Here is a 14731-nt window from a genome sequence, read left to right on the forward strand (position 1 = left end):
TAGCGCCAAGACCCCCGTCAATTCAGGGTTTATGCGTACCGTGACCCCTTTTCACAGAGGAAGATCTATTAAGGGACGTATATGCAAGTAACAAAATAATTGGGTCGAACAGCGTTCGAGTGCGCCGATGCAACGGACGAGGATGCCTCGCTGCTCATTCCTCGTCGTCGATCGGCAACTCCAGCGGCACGTGCTCGGTCATCAGCACTTCCAGCATGTCGATCAGCAGCGCCGCTTTTTCTTCGCCGAATGGCGCCAGCACCGCTTTCTGATGCTGCAAGGCCTGCTCGCACAAGCCGGCGATCAGGTTGGTGCCCTTGGTGGTGATGCACACGCGCGTTTGCCGGCGGTCGGCCCGCACGCCCGTGCGTGCCACCAGGCCATCGGCTTCCATGCGCTGCACCACCTTGCTCAAGGTGGGCTGCTTGGTGATGGCCAGCACCGCCAGGGTGCCGATGGTTTCGCCGGGGCTGCCTTCCAGGCTGGCCAGCACCCGCCATTCAGTCACCGACAACCCGGCCGCCTTCACCTGCAAATGAAATTCGGCCGAGATGCGCTGGCTGGCCTGCGCCAGCAGATAGGCCAGGTAGCCGTCAACAAAACGCGGCCCCGACGTACCGCGACCGGTCAGAAGTGTGTCCCGCTGCTTGTCCAACCGCATGTTGCTGTGCTCCCACGCACCGGAATTTCGTGAACGGCCCAGGGCCGGAAAGCGCATTGCACCACGACGGCGCAAACGCGCGCCATGTTGTGCCGCAATGCTGTTGCGCAGCACAGGGTATACCCCGAATCGCAACCCGTTTTTGCACCATGCCGGGGATGAAAACACGGCAGGTAGCTAGAGAACAACCAGTATATACATCCTTGTTTTCGCGTGATATTTTTTGATTTCCATGAAATTTCATCTTTTTTGTTGACAGCTAAAACGTTGACTCCTAAAGTATTTTTTAGACGGAAATTTCGTGACACGACGATGCTGCACGGCAGCAAGGCTTGAGGACCGGTAAGCCGGCCCGACCAGGAGTTCGAGATGGCTGAAAGGTCTTTCAAGAAAGAAGTCCAGCAGTTGCGAATTGGCGCCGGCGAAGAGTTTCGCGGCGAAGGCATACTTGCCGTCACGAAGGCCTTGCTGCAATCGGGCGTGGGCTATGTGGCGGGCTACCAGGGTTCACCCATCTCGCACCTGATGGACGTGCTGGCGGACGCCAACGAGATCCTGCAAGAGCTCGGCGTGCACTTCGAGGCCAGCGCCTCGGAAGCCACCGCCGCCGCCACGCTGGCCGCGTCCGTCATGTACCCGATACGCGGCGCCGTCACGTGGAAGTCCACCGTGGGCACCAACGTGGCTTCGGACGCGCTGGCCAACCTGGCATCAGGCGGCGTCACGGGCGGCGCGCTGGTCATCGTGGGCGAAGACTACGGCGAAGGCTCGTCCATCATGCAGGAACGCTCGCATGCGTTCGCCATGAAATCGCAGATCTGGCTGCTGGACCCGCGCCCCAACCTGGAAAGCATGGTCAAGGCCGTGGAAGACGGCTTTGAATTGTCGGAAGCCAGCAAGACGCCGGTCATGCTGCAACTACGAATTCGCGGCTGCCACGTGCATGGCCGCTTCATCGCCAAGGAAAACAAGCGGCCGACGTTCTCGCTGGCCCAGGCGCTGGAAAGCCCGGCGCGCGACACCAGCCGCATCGTGCTGCCGCCCGCGTCCTTCCTGCACGAACAGGAAAAGATCAAGGATCGCTGGCCCGCCGCCATCCGCTACATCAAAGAGCACAAGCTGAACGAGCACTTTGACGGCGACCAGAACGACATCGGCCTGATCCTGCAAGGCGGCCTGTACAACGGCGTCATCCGCTCGCTGCAACTCTTGGGCCTGGCCGACAACTTCGGCAACAGCCGCATTCCGCTTTACGTCATGAACGTGACCTATCCCGTCATCGAAGACGAGGTCACCGAGTTCTGCCGCGGCAAGCGCGCCGTGCTGCTGCTGGAAGAAGGCCAGCCCGATTACATCGAACAGAACCTGCATGCCGTGCTGCGCAAGGCGGGCATCGACACGCATCTGTCCGGCAAGGACGTGCTGCCGATGGCGGGCGAATACACCACGCAGGTGATGCGTGACGGTCTGCGCGAATTCCTGAAGCGCCATCGCCCCGAATCGCTACAGACGCATGCGGCAGTGGCGGTGGATGCACAGGCCGAAGCACAAGCCGCAACCCGCCAACTGGAAATCACGGAAGTCTCGCGACCGAAGCCTGCCACTCCGCCCACCAAACCGGTCGAACAGCCCATCACCTTCCACAAGCAGGTGCAGGGCCTGGCGTCGGTGGTGCCGCCGCGCCCCGCCGGCTTCTGTACGGGCTGTCCCGAACGCCCCATCTTTTCCGCGTTGACGCTGGCGCAGGAAACGCTGGGCCAGCACCATATTTCCTGCGACATCGGCTGCCACCTGTTTTCCATCCTGCCGCCCTTCAACCTGGGCGCCACCACCATGGGCTACGGGCTGGGCGCGTCCAGCGCGGCGGCGTTCAACGTGCCCGCCGCCAAGCGGCCCATCTCGATCATGGGTGATGGCGGCTTCTGGCATAACGGCTTGTCGTCCGGCATTGGCAACGCGGTCTTCAACAAGTACGACGGCGTCATCGTCATCGTCGACAACTTCTACGCCTCGGCCACGGGCGGGCAGGACATCCTGTCGTCACGCGCCGACAACCCCGACCGGTCCACCAACAACCCCATCGACCATGCCGTGCGCGGCGTGGGCGTGAAGTGGGTGCGCACGCTGGACCGCACGTATGACGTGGCCAAGGTCCGCGCCACGATCGAAGAAGCGCTGACCACCGACATCAAGGGCCCGAAGGTCATCATTGCGCAGTCAGAATGCATGCTGAACAAGCAGCGCCGCGTGAAGCCGCTGTTCAACAAGGCTGTCAAGGAAGGCCGCCGCATGGTCAAGGAACGCTTTGGCGTGGACCCCGACGTCTGCACCGGCGACCACGCCTGTATCCGGCTGTCGGGCTGCCCGTCCTTGTCGGTCAAGGACAGCGGCGACCCCTTGAAGGAAGACCCCGTGGCGCACGTGGAAAGCAGTTGCGTGGGCTGCGGCAACTGCGGCGAAGTGGCCCATGCCGCCGTGCTGTGCCCGTCTTTCTACCGCGCCGACATCGTGCACAACCCAACCGGCACCGACCGCTTCCTGGCGCGCGTGCGCGGCGCGGTCATCGGTTTCCTGCAACGCCGCCGCGCAGCGCGGCTGGCTCAATACGCCCTGTAAGGACAAGCCCTTCATGAACCCGGTGGCAATGCAGCAAGGCAACCCGATCAAGATCGCCATCCTGGCCATGGGCGGCCAGGGCGGCGGGGGGGGGGCCGACTGGATCGTCGACATGGCCGAGCACGCCGGCTGGTGGGCGCAGACCACCTCGGTGCCCGGCGTGGCGCAGCGCACCGGCGCCACCATCTACTACCTGGAACTGCTGCCCGAAGCCGACGTGGCAAGCGCCGGCCGCGCGCCCGCGTTGGCCTTGATGCCCACGCCGGGCGACGTGGACCTGGTGGTGGCCGCTGAACTGATGGAAGGCGGCCGCGCCATCCAGCGCGGCCTGGTCACGCCGGAACGCACCGTACTGCTGTCCTCGTCGCATCGCAGCTACGCCGTCAGCGAAAAGTCCGCGCCCGGCAACGGCATTGCCGACCCCAACAAGGTGCTGGAAGCCGGCCGCGCCGCCGCCAAGCGCTTCCTGTGTTTCGACCTGCAAGACCTGGCCGACCGCGCCGGCAGCGTCATCAGCGCCAGCCTGTTTGGCGCGGTGGCCGGCAGCGGCTCACTGCCCTTCACGCGCGAAGATTTCGAAGCCACCGTGCGCCGCGCCGGACTGGGCGTGGACGCCAGCCTGCGCGCCTTCGCGCTGGGTTTCGACGCGGCGCATCAGGCGCCCGCCCAACCCGCCGCCATCGACCTGACGCGCCCCGTGCCCGACGTGCCCGAACGCGCCGCCAGCCCGAAGACGCAAGCGCTGCTGGACACCATCAAGCGCGACTTCCCCGCCTGCGCGCAGCCCATGCTGACGGCCGGCGTGCGCCGCCAGCTTGAATTCCAGGACGCCGCCTACGCCGCCGACTATCTGCGCCACATGAAGGCGCTACGCGACCTGGATGCGCAACACGGCGGCGACGCCCAAGGCTGGGCGCTGACCTGTGCCGCCGCGCGCTACGTCGCCACCGCCATGGCCTATGACGACGTGATCCGCGTGGCCGATCTGAAAACACGTGGCACGCGCTTTGAACGGGTGCGAAACGAAGTGGGTGCACGGCCGGATCAACTGGTGATGACCACCGACTACATGCACCCGCGCCTGGAAGAAATCTGCGGCACCTTGCCCACGGGCCTGGGCCGCTGGCTGGAAAATTCCAAGTCCTTCGGCGGCTTTGTGGAACGCCGTCTGGGCAAGGGCCGGCTGATGCAAAGCGGCACGCTGAGCGGGTTTCTGATGCTGTATTCGCTGGCCGGCATGCGCCGCTTTCGCCGTCGCACGCTGCGCCATCAGATCGAAGCCGAAGGCTTGCGGCAATGGCTGGGCCTGATTGCCCGGCTGGTGCCACGGGACTACGCGCTGGCGGTTGAAGCCGTCAACTGCCGCCGCCTGGTCAAGGGCTATAGCGATACGCACGTGCGCGGTGGCGGCAAGTATCGCCAACTGCTTGCGGCGGCCGAGCAACTGGTGGGCCGGCCCGACGCCGCCGCCTCGTTGCGCGCCTTGCGCGACACCGCGCTGGCCGACGAGAAGTGCGGCCCCATGGAACGCCAACTGGCCGAAAAGCTGGCGGCCTGATCCAAAAACCCGAATACCGATAGAGACAAACGCCGTGCAGACACTGAAACTCATCATCCGCGAAGTCCGGCAAGAGTCGCCGCTGATCCGATCCTTCCGCCTGGCGCGCGAAGACGCCGGGCCGCTCCCCGCCTTCGGCCCCGGCGCGCACCTGAAAGTAACGGTGCCGGGCTTGCGCGAACCGCGCTGCTATTCGCTGGTGCAACTGACGCCCGACGCCGGCCAGTTCGCGCAGCCCACGGAATACCGGCTGGGTGTGCGGCTGGAGGAAGCCAGCCAGGGCGGATCGCGCCACATGCACGCGCTGGCCGAAGGCGCCACGCTTAGCGTCGAAGGCCCCAAGAACGATTTCCCGCTGCATGAATCCCCGGCAGGCGACGAGCCCGTGGTGCTGATCGCGGGCGGCATCGGCATCACGCCGGTTGCCTCCATGGCCGCCGCGCTCAAAGCCGCTGGCCGCGACTTTCATCTGCACTACTGTGGCCGCAGCAAGGATCAACTGGCCTTCCTGCCCGAACTGGAAGCGCTGGCAGGCAGCAGCCTGACCGTGCACGCGGACGACGACCCCGCCTGCCGCTTCGACCTGCAAGCGCTGCTGGCCGCCTCCAACCCCCGCCAGCACCTGTACGTGTGCGGCCCCAAGGGCCTGATCGACGCCGTCATCGCCGGCGCCAAGGCCCGCCATTGGCCGGATGCCCACATCCACTTTGAACTCTTCGTCACCGCCGCCGCGCAAGCCGGCGACCAAGCCTTTGAAGTGGAACTGCGCCAATCCGGCCGCACGCTGACCATCCCCGCCGACAAGACCATCGTCGACGTCATGGAAGAAGAAGGCTGCGACCCGATGTACGACTGCAAGCGCGGCGAATGCGGCGTCTGCCAGGCGACGGTGCTGGAAGGCGAACCCGACCATCGCGACTACTACCTCTCGGACACCGAGAAGGCCAGCGGCAAGATCATCCAGATCTGCATCTCGCGCGCGAAATCGCAGCGCCTGGTGCTGGACCTGTAAGGCCGCCGGCCCGACGACAAGGAAGCGACCATGGCCAAATACCGCGACAACCCCGACGCCATCCGCGCCCTGCTGCGCGACACGGAAGTGCACAAGGACCTGTTCATCGACCAGGAACTGTTCGACCTGGAAATGGAGCGCCTGTACGCCAACACCTGGGTCTACGTCGGCCACGACAGCCAGGTGCCGAACAACGGCGACTACATCACCACCACCGTCGGCAACCAGCCCGTGGTGATGGTTCGCCACAGCGACAAGAGCGTGCGCGTGCTGCACAACCGCTGCCCCCACAAGGGCACGATGGTGGCGGGCGATGCCTGCGGCAACACCGGCAAGTTCTTCCGCTGCCCCTACCACGCCTGGACGTTCAAGACCGACGGCAGCCTGCTGTCGATACCGCTGAAGAAAGGCTACGAGAACACCGGCCTGGAAAACTGCGAAGCCAGCCAGGGCATGGCGGCCGTCAAGGATGTGAAGAACCATCGCGGCTTCGTGTTCTGCCGACTGAACCCGGAAGGCCAGTCGTTCGAGGACTTCTTTGGCGAATCGCTGTCCACGCTGGACAACATGGTGGACCGCTCACCCGAAGGCCGCCTGGAAGTGGCTGGTGGCGTGTTGCGCTACATGCACCGCTGCAACTGGAAGATGCTGGTCGACAACCAGACCGACACCTGCCACCCGATGGTGGCGCATGAATCGTCGGCGGGCACGGCCGTGAAGGTGTGGGAGAAGGCACCCGAAGGCACCCCCAAGCCCATGGCGGTGGAACTGTTCGCGCCGTTTATCTCGCCCTATGAATTCTTCGAGAACATGGGCATCCGGGTGTGGGAAAACGGCCACGGCCATACCGGCGTGTCGGACTCCATCCACGCCTCGTATTCCGGCGTGCCGGGCTATTGGGATTCGATGGTTGCCGCCTACGGCGAAGAACGTGCCAAGCAGATCCTGGGCGACGTGCGTCACAACACCGTGTACTTCCCCAACATCATGGTGAAAGGTCCGATCCAGACGCTGCGCATCTTCAAGCCCATCGCCGCCGACCGCACACTGGTCGAGTCCTGGACGTTCCGCCTGGTGGGCGCGCCCGACCTGCTGCTGGAACGCACGCTGATGTACAACCGGCTGATCAACGCGCCCACGTCCGTCGTCGGCCATGACGACCTGGAAATGTACGAACGCGCGCAAGACGGCTTGAATTCGCGCGCGCGCGACTGGGTCAACGTGGGCCGGCTGTATACGCCCGACGAGGCCGGCCAGAAAAACGTCACCACCAACGGCACCAACGAATGGCAGATGCGCAACCAATACCGCGCATGGGGCCGCTACATGACCGGACCGGAGTCGGTATGAGCGCAAGCGACCGCGAGTTGATCGATTTTGTCTACGCCGAAGCGCGCCTCTTGGACGAGCTGCGCTTTGAAGACTGGCTGAACCTGTACACCGAAGACGGCTACTACTGGATGCCGCTGGCGCATGGCCAGACGGACCCGAAGCTGCACGCTTCCCTGATGTACGAAGACAAGCTGTTGCTGCGCGTGCGCGTGGAACGCCTTGCCGGCCAGCGCACCTTTTCGCAGCAGCCCAAAAGCCGCTGCCATCATTTGCTGCAAGCGCCCACGGTGGAGCACGACCACCCTGACGCCGCGCCCGCCGAAGGCCGCCATGTAGTGCGCACCGCCTTTCACTATGTTGAAACCCGGCAGGACACGCAGACGCTGTTTGCCGGTTGGACCACGCACCACCTGGTGGAACAGGACGGCGCGCTGCGCATTCGCTTGAAACGCGTTGACCTCGTCAACTGCGATGCCGCCTTTGGCAACATTCAATTGTTCATGTAGGAGCGGCTTGTGAGCACCACCGTCCATCAGGCTTTCAGCGACACCGCCGCCCGTTACGGCGCCCAGCCCTTCTTGTGCATCCTGCCGGAAACGGCCGACGTCTATGGCATAGCCGCCGGCGAACTCTCGTATGGCCGCGCGGCCGACGCCATTGAAACGCTGCGCGCCGCCTACGCGGCAGCCGGCTACGGCCACGGCCATCGTGTCGGGCTGCTGCTGGAGAACCGCCCCGCCTTCTTCCTGCACTGGTTCGCGTTGAACGCGCTGGGCGTGTCGGTCGTGCCGATCAACCCGGACCTGCGCGCGGCCGAACTTGAGTATCTGACGGGCCACTCCGAGATCGCCCTGGCCGTCGCCCTGCCCCAGCGCCACGCCGACCTGATGGCCGCCGCCGAACGCGCCGGCCGCCCCTTGCGTGTGATGGGCCCGGACGACGCGCCCCCAGCCGCGCCCTTTGCCGCGCCGCTGGCCGACACCGCGCCCACCGAATTGAGCGAATGCGCCCTGCTGTACACGTCCGGCACCACGGGCCGCCCCAAGGGCTGCATCCTGCCCAACCGCTATTTCCTGCACGCGGGCGGCTGGTATGCGCGCATCGGCGGGCTGGCCGCGCTGCGCCCCGGTCAGGAGCGCATGCTGACCCCGCTGCCGCTGGTGCACATGAACGCCATGGCGTATTCCGCCATGGCCATGGTGCTGACGGGCGGCTGCCTGATTCCGCTAGACCGCTTCCACCCCAAGACCTGGTGGGACAGCGTGCGCGACTCCGGCGCCACCGTGCTGCATTACCTGGGCGTGATGCCCGCCATCCTGATGAAGGCCGCGCCGTCCGACCGCGACTTGCAGCCCGCCATCCGCTTCGGCTTTGGCGCGGGCGTGGACCGCACCCTGCACGCGCCTTTTGAAGCGCGCTTCGGCTTCCCCTTGCTGGAAGCCTGGGCCATGACCGAGACCGGCGCGGGCGCCGTCATCATCGCAAACCAGGAACCCCGCTACATCGGCACCAGCAGCTTCGGCCGCGAGGAAGACGATGTGCAGGTCCGCATCGTGACCGACGCCGGCCAGCCCGCCGCCGTGGGCGAGCCCGGCGAACTGCTGGTGCGCCACGCGGGCGACGACCCGCGCTACGGCTTCTTTGCCGGGTATCTGAAGGACGAGGCCGCCACCGACGAAGCCTGGCAGGACGGCTGGTTCCACACCGGTGACATCGTGCGCCGCGAAGCCGACGGCGCGCTGCGCTTCGTGGATCGCAAGAAGAATGTGATCCGCCGCAGCGGCGAAAACATCTCGGCCGTGGAAGTGGAAAGCGTGCTGATGCAGCATCCGCTGGTCAAGGCCGTGGCCGTGGCCGCCGTGCCCGACCCGGTGCGTGGCGACGAAGTGCTGGCCTGCGTCGTGCCCGAAGCCCTGCCCGCCGATGACGCCGCCATGGCCGAGGCCGCGCGCGGCATCGTGCAGTGGTGCCTGCAGCAACTGGCCTATTACAAGGCGCCCGGCTACGTGGCCTTTGTGGACAGCCTGCCGCTGACCACCACCAACAAGATCCAGCGCGGCGAAATGAAAACGCTGGCGCCGACCTTGCCCGGCACGGCGCGCTGCATCGACACCAACGCCATGAAAAAGCGCCAGGAGCCTGCCCGCCTGGAGTCTGCCAAATGAGCCGCCTGGGATACGACGGCATCGTGGCGGCCCTGCCCGTCACCATTCCGTACGAACGCTATTCCACTCACGCCGCGCACTGGTGGCTGGGCCGCGCGCTGGGCGCGCTGATCCGGCAATCCGGCGTGGCCAAGACCGACGTCGACGGCCTGTGCGTGTCCAGCTTCACGCTGGCGCCCGACACCGCGGTGGGTCTGGTTCAGCACCTGGGCATGAGCCCGCGCTGGCTGGACCACATCCCCATGGGCGGCGCCAGCGGCGTGGCCGCCTTGCGCCGCGCGGCCCGCGCGGTGCAGGCGGGCGACGCGAACATCGTGGCCTGCATCGCCGGCGACACCAACCACGTCGACTCGTTTCGCAACACCGTCAGCCAGTTCTCGCGCTTTGCTCAGGACGCCGTCTACCCCTATGGCGCGGGCGGGCCCAACGCCAGCTTCGCGCTGCTGACCGCGCACTACATGCGCGCGACGGGCGCCACGCGCGAAGACTTCGGCAAGCTTTGCGTGGCCCAACGCGACAACGCGCTGCGCTACCCGCACGCGCTGATGAAAAAGCCGCTGACGTTGCAGCAGTACCTGGACGCACGCGTCATCACCGACCCCATCCATCTGTTCGACTGCGTGATGCCCTGCGCGGGCGCCGACGCATTTTTGGTGATGCGCGAAGACCAGGCCCGCGCGCTGAACCTGCCCTACGCCCGCATCCTGTCCACCATCGAACGCCACAACGCCTGGACCGACGACCCCATCCAGACGCGCGGCGGCTGGACCATGGATGTGGACGAACTCTACGGCCAGGCCAAGGCCACGCCGGCCGACATGGACTTCCTGCAAGCCTATGACGACTACCCCGTCATCAATCTGATGCAGATCGAAGACCTGGGTTTTTGCGAAAAAGGCGCCGCGCCGGCATTCGTCCGCGAGCACACGTTCACCGTGGACGGCCGCTTTCCCTTCAACACCAACGGCGGCCAGTTGTCGGTGGGCCAGGCGGGCGCCGCCGGCGGCTACCTGGGCATGGTCGAAGCGCTGCGCCAATTGACCGGCACGGCGGGCGGCACGCAAGTTCCGGATGCCCGCATCGGCATGGTCAGCGGTTTCGGCATGATCAATTACGACCGTGGGCTATGCACCGCCGCGGCCATCCTGGCAAGGAGCGACGCATGACCGAGCCACTAGCCAAGCCGCCCCGGAAGAACCCGGTTGCGCGCACCCGCCAGCCCACCTTGCCGCCCGGCTCACGCAGCCGCACGGCGCTGGGGCTGACGGCCGCCGCCGCCGAAGGCCGCTTTGATTTGCAAACCTGCGCCGATTGCGGCGCGGTGCAATACCCGCCGCGCGAAGTCTGCGGCCATTGCCTGTCCGAACACCTGCCCTGGCGTCCTGCCGACCCCAACGGCGTGCTGCTGGTCAGCACCACCTTGCATCACAGCAACGACCTGTATTTCCGCGAACGCCTGCCCTGGCGCGTCGGCACGGTGGTGATGGACGCCGGCCCGTCGGTCGTGGCCCACGTGCACCAGGATTGCGCCGACGGCGCGCGCGTGCGGCTGGCCCTGAAACTGGACCGCAGCGGCCAAGCCGTGATGATCGCCCTGCCTGAAAGGAACACGCCCAACATGGAAGACGACAAGACCCTGCGCGAGACCTCGTGCGACCCGAAATTCCGCCGCGCGCTGGTCACCGACGGCAAGACCGCCGTGGGCCAGGCCGTGGCGCGGGCCTTGCTGGACGCGGGCTGCCCCACCGTATTCCTGGGCGACGCCCAGGCATGGAAGCGCGACGCCGCCTTTGACGCGCTGGCCGCCGACCCGCGCGTGCAGTCGGTTGCCCTGGACGTAACCGACTCCGATTCCGTGGACCGGCTGGCCGCCTCCATCGGCGGCAAGGTGGAAATCCTGGTGAACACGGCCGACCTGGAACGCGAAGGCGGCCTGCTGTACCGCAAGGACGTGAACACCGCGCGCGACGCCATGGACGTGAACGTGCTGGGCCTGATGCGCCTGGCGCAAAGCTTCGGCCCCGCCTTGTGCGGCCGCGCCGCCGACGGCGTGAACAACGCCACCGCCTGGGTCAACGTGCTGTCCATCTACGCGCACATGAACCTGCCGTCACGCGGCATGTGGTCGGCGTCGAAGGCCGCCGCGCTGTCGCTGGCCCAATGCCTGCGCGCGGAAATGCGCGGCGCGGGCGTGCGGGTGGTGAATGTATTCCCCGGTCCGGTCGACCACGAATGGGAACAGCGCACGCCGCCGCCGCGCGTCGCCCCCGCCGCCATCGCCTCCGCCATCGTGCGGGCCCTGAAGGACGGCGTGGAAGACGTGTATGTGGGTGACGTGGCGCAGGAATTCCGTGCACGCCTAGCCGACAACCCCAAGGGGCTGGAACGCGAGCTCGGCGCCTGACCGCGCCCGCCACGCCACTGCCCCCAAGACAACGCCCCAGATTCCCTCCGGCGCATCGCGCAAGCGACGCGCCCACACCCAGGAGCCGCAGCATGAGCCAGAACATTCTTGCCCAATTCATGACGGAACTCGTCACCGGCCGCATCGGCCTGGTGGACCTGACCGAGACGCTGACGCCGGAATTCCCCACCATCGTGCTGCCGCCGGAGTTCGGCCAGGCCTGGCCCTTCCGCATGGAAGAGATCTCGCGCTATGACGAGCGCGGTCCCGCCTGGTACTGGAACAATTTCTCGTGTTCCGAACACACGGGCACCCACTTCGACGCACCCGCGCACTGGGTGTCGGGCAAGGACCAGCCCGACAACACGGTCGACACCATACCCATCGACGCCTTCATCGCCAGCGCCTGCGTCATCGACTGTTCCGCCGAGGCCCGAGACAACCCCGACTTCCTGTTGACCATCGACTTCGTCAAGGCCTGGGAAGAAAAGCATGGCCGCATCCCCGCGCGTTCGTGGGTGCTGATGCGCACCGACTGGTCCAAGCGCGCCAAGCCGGTTGAGTACCTGAACATGCAGGAAGACGGCGCGCACTCGCCCGGCCCCGACGCGGACGTGGTGCCGTGGCTGATCAAGGAACGCGACGTGCATGGCTTCGGCACGGAATCCGTGGGCACCGATGCCGGTCAGGCCCATCACCTGAACCCGCCCTACCCCTGCCACTACTACATGCACGGCAACAACCGCTACGGCTTGCAGTGCCTGACCAACCTGGACCAGTTGCCGCCAACCGGCGCGGTGATTTTCTCGGCCCCGCTGAAGATCCGCAGCGGCTCGGGCAGCCCGTTGCGCGTGCTGGCGCTGGCGCCGAAAGCCTGAGCCCGATGAAGACGGCAACGTAACCAAGGACACGCATGACTCAACAACACGTAGCGCTGGTCACGGGTGGCAGCGCCGGCATTGGCGCCGAGATCTGCCGCAGCATGCTGGATGCCGGCTATGAAGTGATTTCGATGGCGCGCCGCGCCGCCGACTTCAGCCACCCGCGCCTGCACAACATGCAGGTGGACCTGCTGGACGCCGACGCCACCGCGCAGGCGGGCCAGGAGGCGGCCGCCAAATTCCCCATCAGCCACGTGATCCACAACGCTGGCGTCATCTGGCCGAACCTGCTGCCGCAGGTCACGCAGGAAGAGCTGCACGGCCTGACCCAGATTCACCTGGGCGCGGCGATCAGCCTGGTGCAGGCGGCGCTGCCCGGCATGCAGGAACGTCATTTCGGCCGCATTGTGATGATGTCGTCCCGTGGCGCGCTGGGCCTGCCCACCCGCACCGCCTATTCGGCCACCAAGGCCGGCATGGTCGGCATGGCGCGTACCTGGTCGCTGGAGCTTGCGCCCTACGGCATCACGGTCAACGTGGTGGCGCCCGGCCCCATCCAGACGGACATGTTCTACGAAGTGATCGAACCCGGCAGCGAACGCGAAAAGCAGTTGGCCAACGGCATTCCGGTCAAGCGGCTGGGCCGGTCCGACGACGTGGCGCGCGCCGTGATGTTCTTTGCCGACCCCGCCAACAGCTTCGTCACCGGCCAGACGCTGTTCGTCTGCGGCGGCGCCAGCGTCAGCTCCATCACCATCTAGCGAGCCTTGCGCCATGCATGCTTCGGGTTTTGACGGATAGGTAAGCACCAAGAGCCCGTCTACAGTGCTGATCCTTGCAGGTTAGAAATTTTAAGCAACAAGTAATTCCCGCAGTCCCCACGCTGTTCCTGTTTTCTCCGCTTTTCAGCTGCACCCCCACTCTGCTCCCTATCCGGAGGTTTTGCCATGCTGTCGAAGAAACTCCCCCTGGCCGCGGCCGCCGCCGTTGCCGCCCTGTTCGCCCTGCCCGCCTTGGCGCAAATGAAGGTCGGCGTCGTCACGTCTTCCACGGGCCCGACCGCGCTGGTCGGCATTCCGCAGAAGAACACCGTGCCGTTGCTGCCCAAGAAAATCGGCGACCTGACCGTGGAATACATCTCGCTGGACGACGCCAGCGATTCCACCAACTCGGTCACGGCGTTCAAGAAACTGATTTCGGAACAGAAGGTGGACGCGCTGATCGGCCCGTCGGGCTCGCCCAACGCCATGGGCGTGATCCAGTTCGCCGCCGAAGCCGGCGTGCCGATGCTGGCGCCGGTGGGCACGGCAGCCGTGGTCCTGCCCATGAACGACCAGAAGAAGTGGGTGTTCAAGACCACGCAGAACGACGACATCATCGCCCGCGCGCTGGTGGACCACATGGCCAAGACCGGCATCAAGACGGTGGGCTTCATCGGCCTGAACGACCCGTATGGCGAGAATTGGTACAAGGTGTTCTCGGGCCTGGCCACCGAGAAAGGCATCAAGATCACCGCCAACGAACGCTATCTGCGCTTTGACAGCTCGGTCACGGGCCAGGCGCTGAAGATCCTGGCCGCCAAGCCCGACGCCGTGCTGGTAGCCGCCCCCGGCGCCGCCAGCGTGCTGCCGCAAACCACGCTGTTCGATCAAGGCTACAAGGGCAAGTTCTATCAAACCCACGGCGCGGCCCTGCCCGACTTCCTGAAGCTGGGCGGCAAGAAGGTCGAAGGCACGGTGCTGGCCGCCAGCCTGATGCTGGTGCTGCCGGAAATGCCCGACAGCAACCCGTCCAAGAAGGTCGCCACCGACTACATCGCCGCGTACGAAAAGCTGAACGGGTCCAAGCCCGCCACCTTCGGCGCCAACGTCTATGACGCCGGCCTGCTGCTGGAAAAGGCCGTACCCATCGCGGAAAAGGCCGGCAAGCCGGGCACCAAGGAATTCCGCAGCGCCTTGCGCGACGCGCTGGAACAAACCAAGGAGCTGGTGGGCACGCAGGGCGTCTACAACATGAGCGCCGCCGACCACAGCGGCTTTGATGACCGCGGCCGCGAGCTCATCACCGTCAAAGACGGCAACTGGACGCTCGTGAAGTAACGG

Annotated in this window: 12 protein-coding genes; 11 read left to right on the forward strand and 1 reads right to left on the reverse strand. The window is 65.9% G+C overall.

What is annotated here, in order from left to right:
- Nucleotides 1–154: 154 nt before the first annotated feature.
- Nucleotides 155–661 carry a MarR family winged helix-turn-helix transcriptional regulator gene (locus ACE04A_RS10325; RefSeq protein ID WP_259252368.1) on the reverse strand — a complete coding sequence of 169 codons (507 nt, stop codon included), beginning with the start codon at nucleotides 659–661 and terminating at the stop codon, nucleotides 155–157.
- A 369-nt stretch (nucleotides 662–1030) separates the two neighbouring features.
- On the opposite strand from ACE04A_RS10325, the gene ACE04A_RS10330 reads away from it, so the two are divergent.
- The 11 genes from ACE04A_RS10330 (at nucleotide 1031) to ACE04A_RS10380 (ending at nucleotide 14728) form a co-directional block, all read left to right on the forward strand.
- Complete coding sequence (locus ACE04A_RS10330; RefSeq protein ID WP_279994786.1) at nucleotides 1031–3277, forward strand: thiamine pyrophosphate-dependent enzyme; 2247 nt, start codon at nucleotides 1031–1033, stop codon at nucleotides 3275–3277.
- 13 nt (nucleotides 3278–3290) lie between these two features.
- The gene (locus tag ACE04A_RS10335; protein ID WP_485820083.1) at nucleotides 3291–4835 is read left to right on the forward strand and encodes an indolepyruvate oxidoreductase subunit beta family protein; all 1545 of its coding nucleotides are present in this window, start codon (nucleotides 3291–3293) and stop codon (nucleotides 4833–4835) included.
- 34 nt (nucleotides 4836–4869) lie between these two features.
- Nucleotides 4870–5847: a PDR/VanB family oxidoreductase gene (locus ACE04A_RS10340; protein ID WP_279994783.1), complete on the forward strand. Its 978-nt coding sequence runs from the start codon at nucleotides 4870–4872 to the stop codon at nucleotides 5845–5847.
- Between the two features lie 30 nt (nucleotides 5848–5877).
- On the forward strand, nucleotides 5878–7197 hold the full coding sequence (locus ACE04A_RS10345; protein ID WP_485820084.1) for an aromatic ring-hydroxylating dioxygenase subunit alpha: 1320 nt from the start codon (nucleotides 5878–5880) through the stop codon (nucleotides 7195–7197).
- The gene (locus tag ACE04A_RS10350) at nucleotides 7194–7685 is read left to right on the forward strand and encodes an aromatic-ring-hydroxylating dioxygenase subunit beta (RefSeq protein WP_279994780.1); all 492 of its coding nucleotides are present in this window, start codon (nucleotides 7194–7196) and stop codon (nucleotides 7683–7685) included. Before ACE04A_RS10345 ends, ACE04A_RS10350 begins: the two co-directional genes overlap by 4 nt.
- A gap of 9 nt (nucleotides 7686–7694) precedes the next feature.
- Nucleotides 7695–9344 (forward strand): AMP-binding protein, encoded by a 1650-nt coding sequence (locus ACE04A_RS10355; RefSeq protein ID WP_485820085.1) that lies wholly within the window; start codon nucleotides 7695–7697, stop codon nucleotides 9342–9344.
- On the forward strand, nucleotides 9341–10510 hold the full coding sequence (locus ACE04A_RS10360) for a thiolase family protein (RefSeq protein ID WP_485820086.1): 1170 nt from the start codon (nucleotides 9341–9343) through the stop codon (nucleotides 10508–10510). Before ACE04A_RS10355 ends, ACE04A_RS10360 begins: the two co-directional genes overlap by 4 nt.
- A complete protein-coding gene (locus tag ACE04A_RS10365; protein WP_259252375.1) occupies nucleotides 10507–11748 on the forward strand; it encodes an SDR family NAD(P)-dependent oxidoreductase in 1242 nt (413 codons plus the stop codon). The genes ACE04A_RS10360 and ACE04A_RS10365 overlap by 4 nt, the downstream gene beginning before the upstream one ends.
- A gap of 92 nt (nucleotides 11749–11840) precedes the next feature.
- Complete coding sequence (locus ACE04A_RS10370) at nucleotides 11841–12626, forward strand: cyclase family protein (RefSeq protein ID WP_100852969.1); 786 nt, start codon at nucleotides 11841–11843, stop codon at nucleotides 12624–12626.
- 35 nt (nucleotides 12627–12661) lie between these two features.
- Nucleotides 12662–13390, forward strand: a complete 729-nt coding sequence (locus ACE04A_RS10375) for an SDR family NAD(P)-dependent oxidoreductase (protein WP_259252376.1) — start codon at nucleotides 12662–12664, stop codon at nucleotides 13388–13390.
- A 186-nt stretch (nucleotides 13391–13576) separates the two neighbouring features.
- Nucleotides 13577–14728 carry an ABC transporter substrate-binding protein gene (locus tag ACE04A_RS10380; RefSeq protein WP_279994773.1) on the forward strand — a complete coding sequence of 384 codons (1152 nt, stop codon included), beginning with the start codon at nucleotides 13577–13579 and terminating at the stop codon, nucleotides 14726–14728.
- The last annotated feature ends 3 nt before the right edge of the window (nucleotides 14729–14731 follow it).

Source organism: Achromobacter colocynthidis (assembly GCF_057334535.1).